The organism is Paenibacillus sp. FSL F4-0125 (assembly GCF_038008565.1).
In the GTDB taxonomy this organism is placed as follows: domain Bacteria; phylum Bacillota; class Bacilli; order Paenibacillales; family Paenibacillaceae; genus Paenibacillus_AQ.
Genome location: NZ_JBBOZJ010000001.1, coordinates 5780265 through 5802346 on the forward strand (window position 1 = coordinate 5780265; position 22082 = coordinate 5802346).

The 22082-nt window shown below is 43.3% G+C and carries 21 protein-coding genes; 6 read left to right on the forward strand and 15 right to left on the reverse strand.

Going from position 1 to position 22082, the window contains the following annotated elements:
* Nucleotides 1-284: 284 nt before the first annotated feature.
* From NST74_RS25705 to NST74_RS25715, 3 genes are read right to left on the reverse strand one after another with little or no spacing between them, the layout of a single operon-like run.
* Nucleotides 285-1121: a sugar ABC transporter permease gene (locus NST74_RS25705; RefSeq protein WP_042131038.1), complete on the reverse strand. Its 837-nt coding sequence runs from the start codon at nucleotides 1119-1121 to the stop codon at nucleotides 285-287.
* Nucleotides 1118-2422, reverse strand: a complete 1305-nt coding sequence (locus NST74_RS25710; RefSeq protein ID WP_341115137.1) for a sugar ABC transporter permease — start codon at nucleotides 2420-2422, stop codon at nucleotides 1118-1120. The genes NST74_RS25705 and NST74_RS25710 overlap by 4 nt, the downstream gene beginning before the upstream one ends.
* A gap of 19 nt (nucleotides 2423-2441) precedes the next feature.
* Nucleotides 2442-3776, reverse strand: a complete 1335-nt coding sequence (locus NST74_RS25715; protein ID WP_341115138.1) for a sugar ABC transporter substrate-binding protein — start codon at nucleotides 3774-3776, stop codon at nucleotides 2442-2444.
* Between the two features lie 457 nt (nucleotides 3777-4233).
* On the opposite strand from NST74_RS25715, the gene NST74_RS25720 reads away from it, so the two are divergent.
* The 3 genes from NST74_RS25720 (at nucleotide 4234) to NST74_RS25730 (ending at nucleotide 7087) form a co-directional block, all read left to right on the forward strand.
* Entirely contained in the window at nucleotides 4234-5994 is a 1761-nt protein-coding gene (locus tag NST74_RS25720; protein WP_042132488.1) for a glycoside hydrolase family 13 protein, read from the forward strand.
* Nucleotides 5995-6100: 106 nt separating this feature from the next.
* Complete coding sequence (locus NST74_RS25725) at nucleotides 6101-6610, forward strand: YtxH domain-containing protein (RefSeq protein WP_341115140.1); 510 nt, start codon at nucleotides 6101-6103, stop codon at nucleotides 6608-6610.
* A gap of 144 nt (nucleotides 6611-6754) precedes the next feature.
* Nucleotides 6755-7087 carry a DUF5665 domain-containing protein gene (locus tag NST74_RS25730; protein ID WP_042131041.1) on the forward strand — a complete coding sequence of 111 codons (333 nt, stop codon included), beginning with the start codon at nucleotides 6755-6757 and terminating at the stop codon, nucleotides 7085-7087.
* Nucleotides 7088-7309: 222 nt separating this feature from the next.
* On the opposite strand, the gene NST74_RS25735 is transcribed toward NST74_RS25730, so the two are convergent.
* From NST74_RS25735 to NST74_RS25775, 9 genes are all read right to left on the reverse strand, one after another.
* On the reverse strand, nucleotides 7310-8080 hold the full coding sequence (locus tag NST74_RS25735) for a sigma-70 family RNA polymerase sigma factor (RefSeq protein WP_042131042.1): 771 nt from the start codon (nucleotides 8078-8080) through the stop codon (nucleotides 7310-7312).
* Entirely contained in the window at nucleotides 8077-8529 is a 453-nt protein-coding gene (gene rsbW / locus NST74_RS25740) for an anti-sigma B factor RsbW (protein WP_042131043.1), read from the reverse strand. The genes NST74_RS25735 and rsbW overlap by 4 nt, the downstream gene beginning before the upstream one ends.
* A gap of 18 nt (nucleotides 8530-8547) precedes the next feature.
* A complete protein-coding gene (locus NST74_RS25745) occupies nucleotides 8548-8886 on the reverse strand; it encodes an STAS domain-containing protein (protein WP_042131044.1) in 339 nt (112 codons plus the stop codon).
* A gap of 99 nt (nucleotides 8887-8985) precedes the next feature.
* Nucleotides 8986-10656, reverse strand: a complete 1671-nt coding sequence (locus tag NST74_RS25750; protein WP_341115141.1) for a response regulator — start codon at nucleotides 10654-10656, stop codon at nucleotides 8986-8988.
* A 21-nt stretch (nucleotides 10657-10677) separates the two neighbouring features.
* Entirely contained in the window at nucleotides 10678-11544 is an 867-nt protein-coding gene (locus NST74_RS25755; protein WP_341115143.1) for a CheR family methyltransferase, read from the reverse strand.
* An 88-nt stretch (nucleotides 11545-11632) separates the two neighbouring features.
* Complete coding sequence (locus tag NST74_RS25760) at nucleotides 11633-15301, reverse strand: response regulator (protein WP_341115145.1); 3669 nt, start codon at nucleotides 15299-15301, stop codon at nucleotides 11633-11635.
* A complete protein-coding gene (locus NST74_RS25765) occupies nucleotides 15298-16470 on the reverse strand; it encodes a fused response regulator/phosphatase (protein ID WP_341115976.1) in 1173 nt (390 codons plus the stop codon). The genes NST74_RS25760 and NST74_RS25765 overlap by 4 nt, the downstream gene beginning before the upstream one ends.
* Before the next feature lie 235 nt (nucleotides 16471-16705).
* Nucleotides 16706-17230, reverse strand: a complete 525-nt coding sequence (locus tag NST74_RS25770) for a hypothetical protein (RefSeq protein ID WP_341115147.1) — start codon at nucleotides 17228-17230, stop codon at nucleotides 16706-16708.
* A gap of 60 nt (nucleotides 17231-17290) precedes the next feature.
* Nucleotides 17291-17797: a DUF948 domain-containing protein gene (locus NST74_RS25775; RefSeq protein WP_042131049.1), complete on the reverse strand. Its 507-nt coding sequence runs from the start codon at nucleotides 17795-17797 to the stop codon at nucleotides 17291-17293.
* A gap of 190 nt (nucleotides 17798-17987) precedes the next feature.
* Between NST74_RS25775 and NST74_RS25780 the strand changes: the two genes are divergently transcribed.
* Together NST74_RS25780 and NST74_RS25785 are read left to right on the forward strand one after the other, a co-directional pair.
* Entirely contained in the window at nucleotides 17988-18155 is a 168-nt protein-coding gene (locus tag NST74_RS25780) for a DUF1328 family protein (protein WP_042131050.1), read from the forward strand.
* 126 nt (nucleotides 18156-18281) lie between these two features.
* Nucleotides 18282-18656 (forward strand): hypothetical protein, encoded by a 375-nt coding sequence (locus NST74_RS25785; protein WP_341115150.1) that lies wholly within the window; start codon nucleotides 18282-18284, stop codon nucleotides 18654-18656.
* Nucleotides 18657-18894: 238 nt separating this feature from the next.
* Here NST74_RS25785 and NST74_RS25790 read toward each other — a convergent pair whose 3' ends face one another.
* Nucleotides 18895-19986: a C40 family peptidase gene (locus NST74_RS25790; protein WP_341115152.1), complete on the reverse strand. Its 1092-nt coding sequence runs from the start codon at nucleotides 19984-19986 to the stop codon at nucleotides 18895-18897.
* Between the two features lie 199 nt (nucleotides 19987-20185).
* Nucleotides 20186-21055, reverse strand: a complete 870-nt coding sequence (locus NST74_RS25795; protein ID WP_341115154.1) for a cation diffusion facilitator family transporter — start codon at nucleotides 21053-21055, stop codon at nucleotides 20186-20188.
* 124 nt (nucleotides 21056-21179) lie between these two features.
* On the opposite strand from NST74_RS25795, the gene NST74_RS25800 reads away from it, so the two are divergent.
* The gene (locus tag NST74_RS25800; protein WP_042131054.1) at nucleotides 21180-21365 is read left to right on the forward strand and encodes a hypothetical protein; all 186 of its coding nucleotides are present in this window, start codon (nucleotides 21180-21182) and stop codon (nucleotides 21363-21365) included.
* Nucleotides 21366-21447: 82 nt separating this feature from the next.
* On the opposite strand, the gene NST74_RS25805 is transcribed toward NST74_RS25800, so the two are convergent.
* A complete protein-coding gene (locus NST74_RS25805; protein WP_341115158.1) occupies nucleotides 21448-22056 on the reverse strand; it encodes a histidine phosphatase family protein in 609 nt (202 codons plus the stop codon).
* Between the last annotated feature and the right edge of the window lie 26 nt (nucleotides 22057-22082).

The following is a 22082-nucleotide window of genomic DNA, read 5'->3' on the forward strand; positions in this document are numbered from 1 at the left end:
CCCGTGCTCCGGGGATTTATTTGTACAGACATACTCCCTTAAGTGTTAGTTCCATGAGGAATTCTACTCCTATTTTCATCATTCTTCAATCCTCTCCACACTAAGAAGATTTTAGAAGCTACACAAAAACAATTACAACAGCAATATATTCCGAATGACATGAGTATAAATGAAGCTTTCAAATAAAAAAAACCACTTCCTCCTCAGAATTTTGATTTTCTGAAAAGGAAGTAGCCTATATGGAATTCGGCACTGTTGTAGTGTGGGAGCATGCACAAATCGATCTATCCCTTGCTTGCACCCGCGGTCAGACCATCCACCAAAAAACGCTGAAGGAAAATGAACAACAGCGTGACCGGCAGAGCAACCAGCACCGCTCCAGCGGCGAACAACGTGAATTCGGTCGAGTTGCTTTGATTCACCATCCGGAAAAGCCCGACAGCTAGCGTCCTCGTCTCTTCCGTACGTAATACAAGGTCAGCGAAAATGAAATCCACAAAGCAGCCGTTAAATATCATTAGACTGGCATAGGTAAGCATTGGTTTGGACAGTGGGATCATTATAGAGAGAAAAACTTTCATATGGCTCGCCCCGTCCATCCGCGCAGCATCTTCCAGACTTTTGGGAATGGTATCAAAAAAACCTTTAGCCACAAATACATTCGTGATAATGGCCCCGCTGCTGTATACAAGCACAAGCGCCCAGTGAGAATTCAGCAGCCCAAGTGTATTCAGCAGCACGTAAACTGCAATCATAGCCATGAATCCCGGAAACATCTGCAGAACAAGGAGCGCGGTCAATGTTGTTTTTCTGCCTGTAAACCGATACCGAGAAATGGCGTACGAAGTCAACAGCAGCAGAAAAGTGCCAAGTAGCGTAGACAGCGCTGCAACCTTTAGCGTATTCATGAACCATATCAAGTATTTAGTTTGCTCAAACAGTTCCTTGTAATGAATGAACGTGAAATTTTTAGGAATCAACGAGTCACTGAACAAACTGTTACCCGTCTTGAATGAAGACATAATAATCCAAAACGCTGGAAAAAGACTAATAAAACTGAGCACAATCAGTAGCAGATGGCTTCCAATCGTTTTAAACGCTTCTGTCAGTTTTGGCTTCATGCAATCATATCCTCCTCTTTGTAGGATCGCGTTCGACGGTAGCTCCAGATGGAGAAGGTCGCTACCAACAGGAAGATGACAATCCCGATGACAGAAGCAAAGCTGTACTGCGACTGGTTAAGCGCCAGTTTGTAGAGCCAAGTCACCAGTAGGTCGGTGTGACCCGCGTACTGGTAGTTTGGATTGACCGGTTCTCCGTTGGTCATTAGGTAAATGACGTTAAAGCTGTTAATGTTACCGGCAAACTGCATGATCAGGATCGGAGCGGTTGCGAACAGCACCATAGGCAGTGTAACCATGCGAAACTTGTAGAATGCCCCAGCTCCGTCCACTTCAGCCGCTTCGTACATATCCCTTGGAATTGTTGTCAGTACCCCAAAGGCCAGGATCATGGTGACCGGAATTCCGATCCACATATTAGCCAGAATGACGGTCGCTTTGGCCCAGAACGGATTAGTCAGCCAAGCCACACCGTCCAGTCCCATAGCTCTTAAATAACTATTAATCGGTCCAAACTGATTATTGAACATATTGCGCATAACGAGCAATGAGATCATATTCGGGATGGCGAAGGGAACAATCAGAAGTGTCCGCCATAGCTTTTTGCACCGAACACGAGGCTGGTGAATAAGCACGGCAATGAGAACACCCCCGATGTAAGTCGTCACGGTAGCAATAATCGCCCAGATCAGTGTCCAAATCAGCACTCCGCTAAAGGTAGAACTCCATACATCCAAACTTAGCATCTTCATGAAATTTCCAAACCCCACCCAATCCACCAGGTGCGCTGGCGGAAGAATCGGATCAGCAAAGTTCGTAAATGCCAAGAGTACTGAGAAAACAAGCGGTAGTATCGTCAGAAAAACAACTGCCACAAAAGGAATTACAAGTACAAGATAAGCAAAATTTTTGCGACCCATATGTCTGAGCGATTCACCAAATGAATGAATTGGCTCTCCTCTGTCGCGTGCCGCTCCAACCAGAAAAGCATCTCTGATGTTCAAAACATGAAAGGCTGAGTAAAAAAGCAGTGCCAACAAAGCAATCAAACCATCGATCATCATAAAAATGGAATGATCGCCTTCCACCATCCGGGTCAGCTTTCCGACCTTGACCATACGACTAGGAAATTCACCGAGTGTGACCAATCCATGTAAATATCCAGTCAGATTAAAGACGATAAAATAGATCCCGGCAGCCCCTACCAATAGAAATATTAATCCTTTTAGCCACTGACGGTTATAGAATTGGCCCAGTCCCGGAATAACCGAGAGTAGCGCTGCGCCCTTTTTTTTGTGCATAGGTCAAATCACCCGTCCTTTACTTCGACGCCAGATCGGCCTGAATCGTTGATACGGTCTGATCTAGTGTCTTCTTAACATCAAGACTTGGGTCATTCCACAGGGATACAAATGCTGCCTTTAGCGGGTCCCAAACAGATTTGATTTCTGAGATGGAAGGCATCGGCACGGAGTGTTGGAACTGCTCGAAGAATCCGCTGATAATTGGATCATCCTTGATTTGCGGCGCTTCTCCAGCTTCGATGTTTGCAGGAATAGCTCCCGTCATTTCAAAGTTTTTGAGCTGATTCTCCTTATTGCTTGCAAAGTGTGCAAACAGACGGCCAGCGACGGGATACGCCGTATAGGAATTAACATAATACGATTTGACGCCAGAGAAAGAAATACTGTCCTGTCCGTCAGGTCCTTTTGGAAGCGGAGCCACACCCAGATTAACATGATCCTTGAATGCCGCAACAGACCAAGGTCCGTCGATGTTCATTGCCAGTTTACCTTCCTGAAACAATTGGGTCTTAACGTCATAGGTGATATCTCCTGCGTTCAATGGCAGAATGCCCTTTAGGCTTTGAAGAAAGGTAAATCCTTTGACAGTACCTTCGTTATTTAATCCGATATCCTTGGTATTTGTATTGTTATCACCGTAGATGTATCCGCCGAAGCTGCCGATGAATGGATAACTGTAATACCCTACGAATTCCCACATGATCGCAAATTTGTTCTCCTTCGGCTTGTTATACGTGTTGGCAAAAGCAACCACATCATCCCAGGTTTTTGGAGCCTCAGGGATCAGGTCCTTGTTGTAGAAAAGTGCATAGGTCTCTACCGATTTAGGATAGCCGTACAGGATGCCGTCATAAGTCGATGCTTGAATGGCTGTCTCCACCATCGTTGATTTCGTCTCTTCCTCAAACACATCATTAGGCAACAGTAGCCCCGCTTTTACAGCCTGACCGATCTGGTCATGCGGAAGAGTCAGCACATCGGCAGCTAGTTTGGACGGGCCGTCTGTTGCCAGCCTTGCACCCTGATCTCCACCCGCCATTTCCTCCACCTTGACAGGAACACCGTATTCCTTTTCGAAATCAGCGGCTAGCTGCTTCATGTATTCAACCTGCTCCTTGGCTTCCCAGACGGTCAATTTGGCCCCAGCTTCCGGTTTCAGCTCTTCTTCGGCAGGATTTGTCTCATTTGTAGTCTCCGCCGGTTCGTTTACTGCGGAATTCAGGCTTGCGTTCGGTTCTGTTGCAGAGTTCCCATTGCCTGAACCGCAAGCCGTAACGGTCAATGCCAACAGCAGACATAAGACTGTACTAAATGATACCGCTTGCATTTTTGAACGTCTACTCTTCTTCATTTGCTCATCTCCCCTTTATTCTTGAGTGATCAGACCTAACACACATAGAAAAAATAAGCATACAAAAAAGGTACAACCTCATTTGCACAAAGTGCCGAGGTTGTACCCTGTCAGGTAACATTGCCTTTAATTTGTATGCGTGTTATGAAAAATCAAGTTCATTCGCCCTCATTCTATAATACCCATAATTTGGATTGCAATAAGAATATAGACCCAAATGGGACGATTTAATAATGTTTTTCAGGTTCTTCCTTATATTTTCTCTTTATTTCAACCGCATACTTAATATTCCATATCGTGGATTTATGTGAAATTATCTCTTGCTTTGATCTTGAGGGGTATGATAAGATTCAGACAAAATTTAAAGGCAATGAAACCGCCAAGGGTTCAACCTCTGAAAATCATGAGGTTGAACCCTTTTTTGCGTTTACTTGCCGCGAAGGGATGGAAATTGAATATGATTCAACCAGAAGCCGTTTATCATCGTATGGGGCAAAATTGGTCATATGCCTACAATGAGTCTACACTGCATATTCGCATTAGAACTAAACGTGATAATGTGTCCCGGATCGATCTTTTATGCGGAGATAAATACGGGTGGGATAAAACCCATGAGATCATTCCTATGCAGATCCTTGCTTCTGATAGCTTATTCGATTATTGGCAGGCTGCGGTCCGTCCTATTTATCGAAGACTCACTTATTACTTTGGACTTTATGATGGAGATGAGGTCCTTTATTATTTGGAAAAAGGCTTCTTCTCAGAACCTCCAGTAATTATATATGAAGGCCTATTTGACTTTCCTTTTTTAAACCGTGAAGATGTACACTCCCCTCCAGCATGGGTGAAGGATGCAGTATTTTATCAAATATTCCCGGAGCGTTTCGCAAATGGTGACCCTACCAATGATCCGGCAGATGTGCTGGAATGGGGTGGCACGCCGAGTCCACGGAATTTCTTCGGAGGCGACTTGCAAGGTGTGCTAGATCATTTAGATTATCTCTGTGAACTGGGCATCACTGCTATATATTTCAATCCTATATTTGAGGCAACTACCAATCATAAATATGACACAAAGGATTATTTCTTGGTGGACCCTCATCTGGGAACCAACGCATTGCTAAAAGAACTTGTAGACGCCTGTCATTCCAAAGGCATTCGCGTCATTCTAGATGGTGTCTTTAATCATTGCGGCCATACCTTCCCTCCATTTGCTGATCTGCTCGCCAATGGGCAATCTTCTCGTTACGCTGACTGGTTTCATGTACGGGAGTGGCCACCACAGGTTGTCGACAAAGTTCCCACCTATGACACGTTTGCTTTTGAGCCTATCATGCCAAAACTCAATACAGAGAATCCTGAGGTCAATGAATATCTTCTGAATGTTGGTCGCTATTGGATTGAGGAAATAGGTATAGACGGCTGGCGGCTTGATGTCGCGAATGAAGTCTCTCATACATTCTGGCGACAATTCCGTAATGCGATCAAAAGCATTAATCCAGAAGCCTATCTCGTAGGAGAAATTATGCATGATTCCTTGCCGTGGCTTCTTGGTGATCAATTTGACGCTGTAATGAATTACCCGCTAACCAATATTCAGATTAATTTCTTCGCTCACGGACAAATCAACGCTGCACAATTCTCTCTATCGATTGCTACTATGCTAGCGAATTACCCTCAGCACATTACAGAGGCTACCTTCAATCTATTAGACAGTCATGATACAACTCGTTTCCTGACCCTTTGCGGCGGTGATGTCCGAAGATTAAAGCTGGCTGTTTTGTTTCAGATGACCTTTCAAGGAGCACCATGCATTTACTATGGCGATGAAATCGGTATGGAAGGTAGCTATGACCCAGATAACCGAAAATGTATGGAGTGGGATCCCCAGAAACAGAATAATGAACTATTCAATTTCTACCGCTGGACGATTGAACTTCGTAAATCACATACAGCATTCCGGAATAGCGGCTTTAAATCGCTGGACATCCCGGATCACCCAAGGCTGCTTGTATATGAGCGTTGGGACGAACATGGCCGTTTCTTAATCGTGCTCAACAATGAAGACTTGATAGTCGACGCCAAGATTCCCTGCCCTGTGGCGCACTCTATATGGGTAAATCTAGAGACGCAGAAACGCACAGAAACTATCACCTCATGTCTCTCTTTGAATCTGCCTGAATTCGGCTACGCAGTGCTCCAAGCCGTTCATCATTAGTCCATAATAAGCGTCTCTCGCAATCTACGCCTTGCTTATCCATTGTTTCAGCCTATACTCCAAAGTTTATATACGAAGTAAGATAACTTATAAGGAGTGATTGGTGATGAGTAACGTAGAACATAAAGTAGAGCATGAAGTAGAAAACGGAAGCAACTTTTTCAAGGGCATCTTTATTGGTAGTTTAATAGGCGCTGCAGCAGCTCTATTATTTGCTCCAAAACCCGGTCGTGAAATGCGCAGTGATCTGTCTGACAAACTTACACTTGCTACTGACAAAACAAAAGAAGTTGCTGGTGTAGTAACTGACAAAACTAAAGCTATTGCCACAACGGTAGGTGAAAAGGCAACCGACCTGGCTAGTACAGTTTCAGTTAAAGCCACGGATATCTACACTACGGTCAGTGACAGCAAACAGCAAATTGCGGCCACCCTTCAAGACGCAGGCAGCAAAATTGGTGACACTGTAAGTGAAGCCTCAAATCATGTAGCCTCTGATGTTAAAGACGCTTCTAAAGAAGTGGCTGACGAAGCCAAATCATCCTCTAAAGAAATTGCTGATGAGGCTAAAGATGCGAAAGAGGATGTTAAATCTTCTTATAAATCCAGTTATTAAACTGCGGCCATTACACAGCTATATCAAACAACAGCCAGCTGTCCGCAGCTGGCTGTTGTTTAGTTATACCCTCTATAAAGTTTCATCTGATTGAATAGATCCTTAATGAATGCCCGTTCGGGCTACAGAAAGCAGGGGTGCTCCATGGGAGAATCAAATGGCCAAACAAAAACATATGAAATTGATGAACATCCTTTTGAGCTACGACATGAAGTAAAACGCCTAAACCATCGCCTCGATAAGATTGCTGAATCACTGGAGAAATCAGAATTCAAAGATATTCTCGAAAATTACTCCGATCCCAAAAAAAGAATCATCACAAACTTGATGGCCGGCATCTCCCGAGGTCTCGGACTGTCGCTCGGAACATTCGTAGTCCTTGGTGTACTGGGCTATATTCTTAGCCTGTTTCTTGATGTTCCTGTGATCGGTGAGTACCTTGGCGAGATCAAAAAATACATCGATGCAAATAGCTAACAGATGCGTTATCTATCGCCCATCTATCATCTATCACCTCTCCCCCTTACCCCGCTTGACCGTCTATCCTTTAGGGTTAGACGGTCAAGCGGGGTAAGAGCTTTGTAAAAACATAAAACACAAATAAAGGACATGCTATTCTCCAGGTGCGGAGAGAGGCATGTCCTTATCGTCGAAAAGTGGCGTTCAAATCAAAGTAATGTTTATTACACATAAAGGAGCTCAATAGGATGAGTTAGCCATAATCTGCTTTAACTTCTCAGTGGCCCGCTTCTGTATCCGTGAAACACTCATCTGTGAAACCCCCAGCTTCTGAGCGATTGCCCGCTGGGATTGACCATCTTGGAAGGCTAGTAGCAACACTTGCTGCTCTTGCTCCTTCAATTGTCCTAGTGCTTGCTGAAGATCCATTCGTTTCTCTACCGTCTCGTAATCGTTCGCATCAGAGCTGATAAGCTCCCCTAGCGTAGCTCCAGTCTCCTCTTGGGAAAGCGGTGAATCAAGAGATACGTAATGGTAACATTCTCTGCCTGCCAGTACTTCTACAGTTTCTTCAACAGACAGATCAAGATAATGAGCAATCTCATCGACCGCAGGAGAACGCTCAAGCTTCACTGTAAGTTCATCAATCGCGTGTTGAACAAGCGCTCCTTTTTCTTTAATCCGTCTAGGAACCTGTATGTACCAAGATTTATCACGCAAATAATTCTTCATATGTCCAATCATGCTTTTCATCGCATAGGGCTCAAAAGGGATTCCGAGACTGATATCATATTGCTGCAGTAACCGGATGAGCGCCATTTGCCCGACCTGATATAAATCCTCATACAAGTCGGGGCGATTACGGGAAATTTTCCCGGCAGCCATCTTCACCATAGGCTCATATTTCTGTATCAGCAATGTCGCCTGATCGTTATCCTTGGTCTGCTGATACTCCCAAATTTGGGTGACTGCTTCATTCATGGACTCGGGGGGAGTCACTTTGTCACTCATACTTTCTCCTCGCTAAAATTAAGGTGCTTCTTCAAAGTTACCACCGTCCCTTTTCCGGCTTCACTTACGACACTCACGTCATCCATCAACGCTTGCATTAAGTAGAACCCTAACCCGCCAACCTGAACGTCACTTAACTCCTTATCGTGCAGTGTCATACGTTCATTAGAATTGTCCAAGCCGTCAAAGCTCTCCCCTTCGTCTTTGACTGTAATGGATAAGGAGCTTTCTTCTACCTCAAAAATAACATCTACCACTCCGTCTTTTTGGCCATAAGCATATAATACTGAATTGTTACACGCCTCTGACACTGCCACTTTCATGTCTTCTATATCCTCATAGGTGAAACCCATTTTCGAGGCAATGCCGTATAAATTCAACCTAACAATATCCACATACTCTGCGCTAGCAGGCAACTGAAGAATTACTTTTTGCACATCATCACTCATTCTTTGTTCTATCCTTTCCTAGTGGGAATTCTCTTGGGAGGCAAAAAACTTGGAAATACCAGTCATGTCAAACAGCTTCTGAATTTGTGGAGGAACATCCTCAACCATAAACTTAACGTCCATTCCTTGTCTTGACTTCAAGATCGAAAGTAGAATACCAATCCCTGTGCTATCGATGTATTTTAATTCCTTAAGATTAATAACTAAATCTAGTTTGGTATCTCCTACAAGCGGCTCCATCACCAGGCGGAAATCCGAAGCAACTGATAAATCAAGTTCACCACTCAGGAAAACGGTGCATACATTCCCTTTAGTTTCTGTCTTCGCATGGAACTTGTTACTTTTATGCGTATTCATTAGACGATCTCTCCTGAACAAATATTTTCTATATTAATAACCTTAATGATATACCTTTGAATCAAACAACGTTAAAAAAACCAATTGGTAAATACTAGATTACGCCTGGAAAATAGATATATCAGGTTCAAGTATTACATTGTCATTGCTAGAATATCGAGAAATCATTTGTTTTATACTACTCATCTTCAGCGGTTTGCTGATGTAATCATCCATTCCTGAGGCCTTACAGCGATTCTGAATTCCCTCCATGACGTTCGCCGTCATTGCAATAATAACGGTCTTCTTGGCAGCAGGACCACCCTCTCGCCGAATTTGAGCGGTCGCCTCCAAGCCATCCATCACAGGCATTTGAAGATCCATAAAGATAAAATCATAAGGATGCTTAATTGCCATTTCCACAGCCTGTTGTCCATCTTCAGCCATATCCGCCGCATAGCCCAGCTTATCCAGCATACTGACCATTAGACGCTGATTAATCGGATGGTCATCTACAACAAGGATTCTGCTTCTACCCTCTTGATTTGGAACAGGTTGCATGGATTCCTCTTCTTGATAACCGCCTATCAAATCTTCTCCTGGCATAGATGCCTGAATCGTAAAGATAAAGGTAGCTCCCTTTTCCTCCATCGATTCTACCCGGATTTCTCCACCCATCATTCCGACAAGAGATTTACATATAGCTAGTCCCAGACCTGTTCCCCCATATTTCCGTGTCATAGAAGAATCAAGCTGCGAAAAGGGTTCAAATAATCGGTCACATTTTTCCGGAGAAATCCCAATCCCTGTATCCATGATCGTGAATTCAACTTCCATCTTATGATCAGCAATGCTCTTAATGGAGGCGACTAGATACACCCCACCTTGATTTGTGAATTTAACGGCATTAGCGATCAGATTAATTAGAACTTGGCGTAAGCGAGCCATATCTCCATATAAAAGTCTAGGCAATTTCTGATCAATAAAATACGCGAGTTCCAGGTTCTTCTTTCCCGCTTCAATCGAAAAGAGGCTGAACACCTCTTGAATACAATTTCGGAGTTCAAACAAATGCTCTTCAACTTCCATTTTTCCAGATTCCATTTTAGTAAAATCAAGAATGTCGTTAATTACCGTAATCAACGTGTCGGCACTTTTCCGAATGATCTCCGAATATTCCTTTTGCTCAGAAGTTAGATCCGTCTCCATTAATAGATCGATCATGCCAACTACGCCGTTCATAGGTGTACGAATCTCATGACTCATCATAGCAAGAAATTCCGACTTTGCTTTAGAGGCAATCTCCGCCTCTTCTTTTGCCTTAATAAGCTCACTGTTAATAATTTCTAGTTCTTTCGTCTTTTGCTGCAGCAGCATGGTTTGAGTCTGATGTTTCTTAGTCGTGATGTACATTTCGACAAAGCCTTGTATCTTAGAGTTCAAAATTTGTGGAATGAAAGGCTTGACCATATAATCAATAGCCCCTGCCGAATAACCAGCGAATAAGTGCTCCGCTTCCTTGCTGTTCGCAGAGATAAAAATAATGGGGATATCCTTTGTTTTTTCTCTGGCTTTGATCAATTTTGCGGTTTCGATCCCATCCATACCTGGCATCTGTACGTCCAGTACGATGACAGCAAAATCATACCTTAACAAACACCGCAGTGCCTCTTCACCGGAGGTGGCTTTGACTAGCTCGTAATGCTGGCTCTCAAGTACCGCCTCCAGCGCCAGCAAGTTTTCAGGACGGTCGTCGACTAGTAGTATATGAATTGGTTCTTGAAACCCCATAGGACCACCCTCCTTCATGCGTTATTTTATGTTACGGTATATTTTCTCCACTCTGTCTAAAGATTCATAGCAATCGCTATATTTCGTAAAGTGAATAGACTCTTTAGAGCCCAGAACAAGGATTCCAAAGCGACTTAGACTTTCATGAAACAATCCGTGAACATGATCACGAAGCTCATCATTGAAATAAATCATTACATTTCGGCAGAAAATAACATTAAATTCATTAAAAGAAGTGTCTGTAGCTAAGTTATGCTCAGCAAAAATAATATTTTTGCGTAAATAAGGTTGTAAAATAACGGAGTTATACTTCGCAGTGTAGTATTCGGAAAATGCCCGAGTACCTCCTGCCTCCAAATAATTCTTTGTGTATTGCTTCATTCTGCTAATATCATAAACGCCTTCCTTAGCCTGCTGTAAAGAACGCTCATTCATATCTGTGGCATAAATCCGAGCTTTATCATAAAGCCCTTCTTCATGTAGCAGGATGGCCATAGAATAAACTTCCTCCCCAGTGGAACATCCGGCATGCCAGATACGAATATAGGGATAGGTTCTTAACAAAGGAACTACCTTCTGGCGAAAAGTTAAAAATAATCCCGGATCCCTGAACATTTCAGTAACAGGAATAGAGAGACTGTAGACAAATCGTTCAAAACAAGCGCGATCATGCAGCACTTTCTCTTGCAGCGCGGATATACTGAGAACATTCTCCGCATGAACATGATGCCAGATACGTCGTTTCAATGAAGGCAACGCATAATTCCGGAAATCATAGCCATATAAACGGTGTACCCCATCAAGAAGCAGCTCGATCTCAATTTGCTCCAGTTCTTCACTTCCCGCCAGAACGGGCTGCTCCTCATATCCGTGTTCTAATGCTTTCATTGTTATCCGACTCCCTTATCAACACGCCGTACTTTTTTGAAGAATGGCTTTTTGTTAATTCTTTTAAAGTATTACCCCAATATTGAGGTTACGAATACAGCCAAACTCGCATTAAAGATAGAAGTTGACCTGTAGCGATTGGCTTTTTCATATAGTCAGAGGCTCCAGCTTCAATACATTTGGCACGATCCTCTTTCATCGCTTTGGCGGTAAGTGCAATAATTGGCAGTTTCTGATACTGCGGCATCTCGCGGATCCGGCGCATAGCCTCATATCCGTCCATCTCCGGCATCATCATATCCATAAGCACAAGATCGAAATCTTCTTGCTCTACCAGCATTTCTAGCGCTTCGCGTCCATTCTCGGCAAACTTCACTTCCATATGATACTCTTCGAGTACGCTGGAGAGCGCAAAAACATTACGAATATCGTCATCAACGAGCAGAATCTTCTTTCCTTCAAACAATTCTTCTTTATTATGAAGTTTCTGCAGAATCTTACGTTTATCTTCCGGAAGATTGGCTTCTACCCGGTGTAAGAACAATGTAGTCTCATCCAATAAACGTTCTGGCGAACGTACATCCTTGATAATGATTGATTCCGCATACTTGCGTAGCTGCGTCTCTTCTTTACCATCCAAATCCTTACCTGTATAAATAATAATAGGAAGATCATTTAATTCCTCATCATCACGAATCTGATCCAGCAGATCGAAACCTGTCATATCCTCAAGCATCAGATCTAGAACCATACAATCATATCTCTGCTTCCGCAGCTCATTCAGTGCCTCCCCGCCAGTTGAAACTGCGGTTATCGCTACATCGTCATGACCGATTAATTCCATGATAGAACGACGTTGAATCTCATCATCCTCAACTATCAGCAAGTACTTCAACGTACTGGAGGTATAGTTCTCAATTTGCGAGAACGCCCGCTCTAGAGCCTCTCTGGAAGATGGTTTTCTTAAATAAGCCATTGCCCCCATCATAAGCCCCTGCTTCACTTCATCATTTACAGAGATGACATGGACAGGAATGTGACGAGTCTGTGATGCACTCTTTAGCTCTCTAAGGATGGTCCAGCCGTCCATAACCGGCAGCTGAATATCTAGAATAATCGCATCCGGCAGATAAGTCTTCGCCATCTGCAATCCGGTATCGCCTTGGAGGGCTACCAGTCCTTTGAATTTGCGGCCATGAGCCATATCCAGCAATATTTTAGCAAAGCTCTCATCGTCTTCAATAATAAGCAGAACCTTATCATTTGCAGTCAAATGATCCCGGTCATCATCGATCATCAATTGTGGGATCGGTGCATGGACCGGCGTGGGTACAAGGGCTGGAAGCCTATCTCCGAAATATTCCTCAAAGGGTGCATCCTCTACAGAAGCAGCAGCTTCTATCACTGCAGGTTGCCTATTATAATTTCCTTTAACCGGCAAATACATAGTAAAGGTACTACCTTGGCCCTCACGGGATTCCAGCACAATGGCTCCGCCCATTAAACGTGCTAACTCACGGCTGATAGACAAGCCCAAGCCTGTCCCCCCAAACTTACGACTGGTTGTTCCATCCACCTGTTGGAAGGCTTCAAACACAATATCGGTTTTGTCCGCCGGAATACCAATTCCGCTATCCTTCACAGCAATAGCAATATAATCAGCTTCGCCTGGCAGATCTAGCGGAATAAGATTATCATCTGCTTGGCTAACAGAGAACTCAATAAATCCTTCCATCGTAAACTTAAAGGCATTAGAAAGCAGATTTCTTAGCACCTGCTTCAACCGATGACCATCGGCAATAACGCTATCTGGCAGCGGCTCGTTAAAGGTAATCCGTAAGGAAAGACCTTTTTTAAGTGCTTGCGGAGCAAAATTCTGCTTCACAAAGCTCTTCAGCTCAGTCAATTTAATTTCTTCTTGGTTTAGTTCCATTTTGCCTGCATCAACCTTGGACAAGTCCAAAATCTCATCAATCATCTTCAGCAAGTCCGCACCTGACATATAGATCGTATGCGCAAATTCAACCTGCTTCTCTGACAAGTTGCCATCCTTATTCTCCGTAAGTAGCTGGGATAGGATCAAGAGACTGTTGAGCGGAGTTCGCAATTCATGGGACATGTTCGCCAAGAACTCAGATTTATATTTACTAGTAACGGATAATTGCTTAGCCTGTTTCTCTAATTGAATTTTTGCATGCTCAATCTCATCTTTCTTCTCTTCTACCTCTTGTACCTGTTCCTCTAAAGCACGGGTCTTGGCAATAAGTTCTGTATTATAATGCTCCAGTTCTTCCTGCTGACGCTGAAGCAGTTCTTCCGAGCGTTTAAGCGCATCTGTCTGCTCCTCCAAATTCTCATTGGAACGGCGCAATTCCTCTTGCTGAGTCTGTAATTCCTCGGATTGACACTGCAGCTCTTCCGTAAGTGCTTGGGAATCACGTAACAATTTCTCCACGATCAAACGGCGGCTAATATTATTAAAAATAATACTTAAATTATTTGCGAGCTGTTGCAGCAAATCATTTTCCAAGCTGCTAAAAGGCTGGAATGAAGCAAATTCTACTACGCCAAGCAGTTCGTCTTCAAATATAAGCGGATGGATAGAAATATATCCAGGCTGTGCATCCACGAATCCGGACTTAACAGATGAATAGTCTTCCGGGGCCTTCTCCAGTCTGATCGGGTGCATATCGAGCGCGCTTTGACCTACGAGCCCTTCTCCAATCACAAAACCGTCCTTAGGTTTCTTATCATTGTCTACTGCATAATATCCACTGCTTCGTAAAAAATCAGGACGATTGGCATCTTTTAAATATACAGCTCCGAACTGTGCTCCCAGCACAGGGGTAAACTCATTGATGAAGGTCTGTGAGACCTGGTCTAAGGAGCTAACACCTCGCAATAGTTCCGTCACCCGAGCAACATTCGCATTCAGCCAGGATTGGTCATTCTGCGCTTGCGCATAGGCCTGTTCCATTTGCTGCTTCTGTTCAAGATCTAAAGCCATCTTTTTAAAGACAAGAGCAACCTCACCAATTTCATCTTTTGTAGTAACCTTTATACGCCGTATGGCCCTCACCTTACCGTTGCCAAAGCTGGTAATCATCATCGAAACGACATTAAGCCCCCGAGTGATGCTTGGGATGATCCATAGAACTACTCCAAGTCCGAGAAGTAAGCCCATAATCATCATTAGAACTACCATCTGAGTCGAACTTTTATAAGCTTCGTTGGCCTTCGTACTCTCTTCATTCATAATAAAAGCATTATAATCAGAGAGACTGTTCAGAGCGTTTAACACGGCATTCTGAATCGCTTGTCCCTCTGTGTTGGAATACGTGCTAGCATTCTGAAAATAACCAGCCGATAGCAGTTTCAATACCTTTTCCTGATAATTTAAATAAGTAGTGTACGCACCATCTATTTGACTGACCATTTGCATTTCTTCAGCGCTAGTCATCGACGCTTTTATTTTCTCGTAGTGCTCATTCGCTTTAGTAATCTTTTTATCAATCTCATTCTTTTGAGATTCTACCGATGATGCATCTGCACTTAACATGGTCGTGGTCAATATTCGTGCCATATCATTGACTTCTCCACGCATCCCCGAAGAAGACCGCCCCTTCATATATCTATCCTGATATCCTTCCAGTTGGTTATTCATATAATTTAAGCGGTCGTATCCTATCATCGTAAGTGCAAGCATAATCGCTAACATGGCACTGAAGCCAATTAAGAGTTTAGCCTTTATCTTCATTCTCTATCTGTTCCCTTCTTCAGTGAGATCCACACAATACACTTATCATCATCACGCTCTTTAGGAACCTCAACATTGAAAAAAGCAGCTCGAATAGCTTCTTCATTCCACTCATGTTCAACATTTAAATGTTGAATCATAAATTTCAACTGCTCCTCTTGTTCGCCCTCAACCAGTTCCAATAGACCATCTGTATAAAGAACTAGATGCCCTTCATCTTCATAGGTTAAGCTCTGTGGCTGAATATCAATCCGTTCAAACAGACCTACCGGGTGACAGTTACTTTCCAGCATCACTGGAGTCTTAGCCACACCTTCGAAAAACAGCGCAGGCGGATGCCCGGCGTTGACGTAGTCAATACGTTTCATACGGGTATCTATCACGAGATAAATAGTCGTAAAGTAGTATTGAATCAACTTTTTTTCAATATAGAGCTGATTAAACCTTCGATTGAGCTCCTGAATAACCTTTTCCGGTTCTACATACGTAGTTACCGTGTCCTTTAAGACAGATGCAAGAAACATACAAAAAAGTGATGACGATATTCCGTGTCCCATAATGTCCAGCAGGATCACGCCATATCGGCCATCACCAAGGGGGTACCACGCATATAAATCACCGGCAAGCTCAGAGGATGGCTGATAGATGGCATTGACCTCAAAATTCTCTTCCTGAAGCGGCAAGCTCAACACAGCATTCTGAACAAGTGCGGCCAGTCTCAATTCTTCCTGAATACGCTGATCTCGTTCCTTATGCCAATCTTTCTCTCGCTTCAATCGAAGCGCAAGCCGAATTCGGGCCATGAGCTCCACTTTGTTAATCGGTTTCGTAACATAATCTACTGCACCTGCATCCAGTGCCTCAGCCAGCTTCTTGGAATCACCAACAGCTGTAACCATTATTATTGGAATATCCTTAAGATGTTCGTATTGCTGTACAACACGACATGCCTCGATTCCATCCATTTCCGGCATCATCATATCCAGTAAAATCAGATCGATATCTGACATCCGAGGACGTCCATCTTCACTTACAGTACCGATTCCCAGCCGTGTAAGCATCTCTTTTGCAGAGGATGCAGTTACGAAATTTCGGTAATCTTCTTTTTTCAGGATTTCACGGATAATGATAACATTAGTCGGATTGTCATCTACGATTAAGATTCTCATCATCTTCACCTCACACAAATAGTATTACGACCGTAAAATTCTGCGACTCATTACCTATATCATACGCTATTTAAAACCGTTATATCTATTTTTATAATATGTAAATATAGTAATAGGTTCATTTACGTCTTCAGCAAAGTAACCTCCCGAACCACTACACCTAGTGGTTCGGGAGGTTACTCTATGGTAAAGACAGCCCCTGATTATTAACCAAAATGATCAAAAGTGAAACACATTAAGAAGAAATACTATCAAATAAATCAATACCTTCGAATTCCCCTGCCAAATTTCGATATATTTTGAGCGCATTATTTCCTCTCATATATACGTCACCATCTTCGGCTATAAAATACGGTTTCCCCAAGGTTGATTGCACATTATCCTTCACGGGATCAATTCCTACCCCATCTACCTGCAGACCGAACTGCTGCGCTTGAGAAGGGGAGACATGCACATATAATACAAAGCCTTCGCCAACACCGACTGTCACATCTGCGTAGTGGTACTCCACTGTCCCTTGCAATGGATCATTTGTTACCGTAAAGGGATTCCCCTTGGTCAGAAGCAGTTCTTCCTTTGTGGCATATAAAGAGACTCCTTGAAGTGAATCAAACCGATTTATAGAAGGGCTGGATTCTGCAATATGCTCAAAAGCCAGAACAGACTTAGGCTGTTCAATAAATGTTGAGATAGGTGTCAACTGTGGAGACGCATCAAAGTATGGGGAAAGAAGACTAAACAAAAGAATGATAATGTTCATGTTGTTATCCCACCTTTCTTATCTGCAGCCGCCATTTACAGAAGACTTGCTGCCTTAAGTTTAATGACGGAATTTTTTCCAAAGAGTTGCAGCTACATCTACACCTTTTAACACAGTAGCTATTTTCCCCGGTGCTTTCTCGGCATTAACAGCATCATAGGAGTTAACCGTACGTTCCTCGGCTGCAGTCAGTGGGACTTCTTTTACGGATACTCCCTTACGCTTCTCCCTCAGTTCATGCGATTTACGATATCTCTCAATCACAGTTACTGAGACTTGCTTAACGGTTAAGGTTAACTCATTCATAACTTCTCCCAAATTCTTCACAGAATCTATGACAGGATCAATCTTCTGAATTTTATTCTGTACATCAGCGGTAATTTCATTGGCATGTCTGACTGTAGTCTTCACTTCATAAGTCAGTTCATCCATCGTCTTCTGCACTTCCACCAAGGTCTGGCTTACTTTGTCGAGAGATTGCTTCGCTGACTGCAAAGTCTTAATTAGAAAGAAAACAAGTATTGCGAATGCGATAGCAACGAGAGCTACACTAAGTTCAATAATCATATTCATAACCCCTTCCAAATCTCATAAATAGCGGCTTTTCAGCCTTGTATACTGCATAGTTACCCCTAGTACCATAGGCCGAAACATTCTGTCGAGCGTTGTCAAAACTCCCTGCTCCCCCTTTGTTTCAGAATCAAAGTCCCCGTTTATACAATGACTACAAATACAAAAAAAGGATAGGTGATATGTAATGTTAAAATGGTCCGCAATTCTACTAGTTGTAGCTGTAATCGCTGGTATATTTGGTTTCTTTAATCTTGTAGCAGCTGCTGCAGGTCTTGCAAAGATACTATTCTTCGTCTTCTTGGTTCTGTTTGTTGTTTCCCTCTTCACGGGACGCAGAGGTCGATCGATGTAGCCTCCTCCCATAAGTATCCATATATCTTATTCATCATGCAGAAAGTATAGGTCATTCGCACACAGATGTCACTTGAGAAAATAAGAAAAATATATGAATCTGGTTCATAATAAGGAGGAACTAAACATGAAAAAATTCGCCAGCATTACACTAGCCTTAGGACTTATGGCTTCAATAGCAGCTACTGCATCAGCCGCAGAGGTAACAGGTACAACTACAGACACTACGACAGTTAATGGGAGCACTTACACAAATACTTTCGAAACGATTATTACGCCATCGGATATTACTCCAGCTACACCACAAATTGTTCTAACCGAAAAAACAGCCTTCCACTTTTCAGTTGGCAGTATGATTCCCGCAGGCTGGCTTAGTGCTCAAACGCTTGACACTACAGGTGAAGTGATTACGGATACTTGGGGCAATGAATGGAGAGAAATTTACACATGGCTAGGAAAAGCGTGGGTAAAGGTTCCTGTGGCTGCCAATGTAATTATGTAATTAGCTCCGAAAAGCTGATAACAAGCATAAACGCCTTCGGCGTCCCTATAAGAACGGCAAGTGTTTATGCGAGAAATATAAGGATAATTTATAGCACGGAACGTATAAATCCTTATATTTACCAAAAGATACCCCCTCAGTAGATATGATTCTACTGAGGGGGTATCTTTTGCACTTACGCCGCCTTTGTTCACCCGTCACAAACATGCGATGCTGCCGCTTCTGTGTACCTATATAATTATCGGATGACCGATCCCCCAAAGAGGAAACGATTCGTCCAAGAAGCGCTTAACTGATCTACTTTTACCCCGCCTGAAGCTACGGAATACGTATGAATAATTTGTCCATCTCCCAGATACATAGCAACATGTGATATTCTAGCCTTGGATTTATCAATCCCTGCATAAGCGGAAGCGGAATTCCCTTTATAATCCATGAAGAACATAAGATCACCGCGTTTTAAACCTGAGGTAGACGTAACCACCGTACTGTTTGATTTCACCCAATCTCCCTGTTGACGAGAATCAGCAGGTAGTTTCAGATTCAGAGCATCCATGAAAATTTGGCGAATAAAATCAGAACAATCGAAGGTACTTGTATCATTTCTGCTAGATCCAAACTCATACGGTGTACCAAGATAGCCAATACCTGCTGAGATTACACTCTCGATTTGGGCCGAAGCCCCAGGTGTCGAAATAGGTGGTGCTGGTGGTACCGATGGTGTTGGTGTTGGTGTCGGTGTCGGTGTTACCGTCCCAGTCCCCCCGTTACCAGCAAACGAAATATATTGATCACTTGAACTTATATATCCAATGCTACCATCAGAGGTTTGAATTTGATACCAGTAGCTGTTCGGCTCTGCCAGAAGTTGTACTTGTTCCCCCTTCTTCAGAAGTCTCAGTACTTTTCCGCTTGTAGAAGGAGTAGTTCGAAGATTCACTCCGTACTTAATAGTTCCCGTTTGTGCTGATGGTGCAGTTGATGTACCTACTGAAGATGAATTTACGCTGATATACTTATCATCCGTGCTAGTGTAACCGACGGATCCATCTGCTGTCTTCACCTGATACCAATAGTTATTCGGTTTCGCCACAATCTGCACTTGATCGCCCTTTTGCAAATACTTCACTACTTCTCCACTTGTAGAAGGTGTGCTGCGAAGGCGAACACTTGCCTCGATGACCGCGGTTTGACCGGCTGCTGCCGCCATAACTGAATTTGATGGACTTGAGGCTGCTGCTGCATTTCCAGGAGCAGATACTCCTAAACCTGCAACAATTGCAGCTGTAACCAACAAGGATGCTGTTAATTGCTTATGTGATTTAATCATACGTTCCCCCAATACCATGATGAGATTTCAACAAAGGTGTGTACTACATTCCTTTATGCCCTCATTATAGGCTTGCCCGGGATTTGGAACATGCTCCAAATTGCACATATAATCATGCCACTTTATGGTAAAATACAGGACTAAAGTCTTGAATCCTCCTTAAATATGTTTGTTTCTTCCTTAATTTAGTATTTTAAGTTTAATCTTTAGGTTCCACATGCACCTGCACATTCATAATATTATGTAGCTTGCTCATTCTCTCTTCGATGGAATCACTGATTTTATGACCCTCTACCACTGTAATATTTGCGTCAACCTCCACTACAACATCCACGTGCACATGGTTCCCATGCACCCGTGCCTTTACATTTTTAATTCCTTCTACTCCAGGTGTACGAGCGATAGTACTGCGGAGATCCATCAACCGATCTTCATCAAAGCCATCCGTAAGTCGATAAGTTGAGTCACGGAAAATATCCCATGCTGTCTTTAAGATAATCAGCCCGACAACTACGGCTGCCGCAGAATCAATCCATGGCAGTCCGAACTGAGCACCCACAATTCCAACAGCAGCCCCTACACTAACCATAGCATCCGAAAAATTATCTTTTGCCGCTGCCATTAGTGCGCTACTATTTATCTGCTTAGCCAGCCTTTTGTTGTATATGTATACTCCCATCATTGCCACTGCACACACTAAAGCCACACCCGCAGACCATAGCTGCGGCGTTTCTTTTGCACGATCGAAAAAAGAACGCACCGCCTCCACAATGACCTGAATACCTACTACCGCCATAATAAAAGAGGCCAACAATGCAGCTACTGTCTCTGCCCGAAAATGTCCATAAGCATGGTCAGAGTCAGGAGGCTTTCTCGAAATCCGCAGACCAACCAATACGGCTGCCGATGCCACGATGTCAGTTAAATTATTGACCCCGTCCGCGACCAATGCATTAGAGGCGAATAGATAACCGCTAATCAGTTTGAATGTCGATAAAATGAGGTAAGCCGCTATGCTAACCCAAGCGCCACGCTCGCCTTTACGTATATCTTCGTAAATATCAACCATCTTGGCTATCTCCTCGTTTTCTGTTTGGTTAGAAAAGAATTCTTTCAATTATTCTTGCCCTTGTAGCAGCATTTAAAAACAATTAGAATAAAGTGAAGGACTTGCTTCGAAGGAGGTTATCATAATGAGCGAAAGCAATGAAAAAGGAAAAATCAATTTAGCTGAAGCTATCCGGCAAAAGCTGGAGCAGAAGAAACAACAATCTTCCTCCAAACCTGGATCAACTTTTCAGGCCGGCTCCGCCAAACCGCTAAAAAGTCAGAATAACAAAAAGCCTAACAACCAACGCCGTCGTACCGGCGGATCCTAGTACTATCTTATAAACATAAAAGGCTGCCTATCCCTCAGGGACAACGCAGCCTTTTATGCGTTCGTCTCCCTTTAAGGATGGGCTAGAACTCATCAAATTCATTACTGATTCTCTTTATTGTACAATTAGCCAACTGAAAACATGCGCTTTGGGAAACCTCAAGTGTTAAGGTCTCCTGTCTTGTAAGCCCCGCGTATGCTCCGCGTAGAATTCTACTTGTTAATCCATGTGTGACCGCTATGACCTGCGGAGAAGAAGATACGCTATCCAGCCAGTCTGTGACACGCTCCTGAACCGCCTCGTAGCTCTCCCCGTCTGGAGAGTGAAAGTACCAATCATACATAGTAGTTCCAGTAAGTCTATTGGCCCAGCCCTGTTCAATCTCTTTCAGCGTTAACCCTGACCATGATCCGACGGATACCTCACTTAGCCTGGAATCGGTTTCTACTTTATTGAAATCGTAACCTAAGATTTCACACAAAATCTGTGTGCTTTGCAGCGCTCTCCCAAGCGGACTTGAAATCACCCTCCACTTGGAGGAATGATCTACGGAATAACGAAGCAGCCTCGCCATTTGTCTGACTTGTTCCACACCATGCTCAGTCAGAGGTGAATCCAATTGGCCTTGGTAACGACCTTGCGTATTAAACTCGGTCTCCCCATGCCTCATAATAAAAATTGCTCTGTCCACAGCCTTCACCTACCGTTAACTTTTCG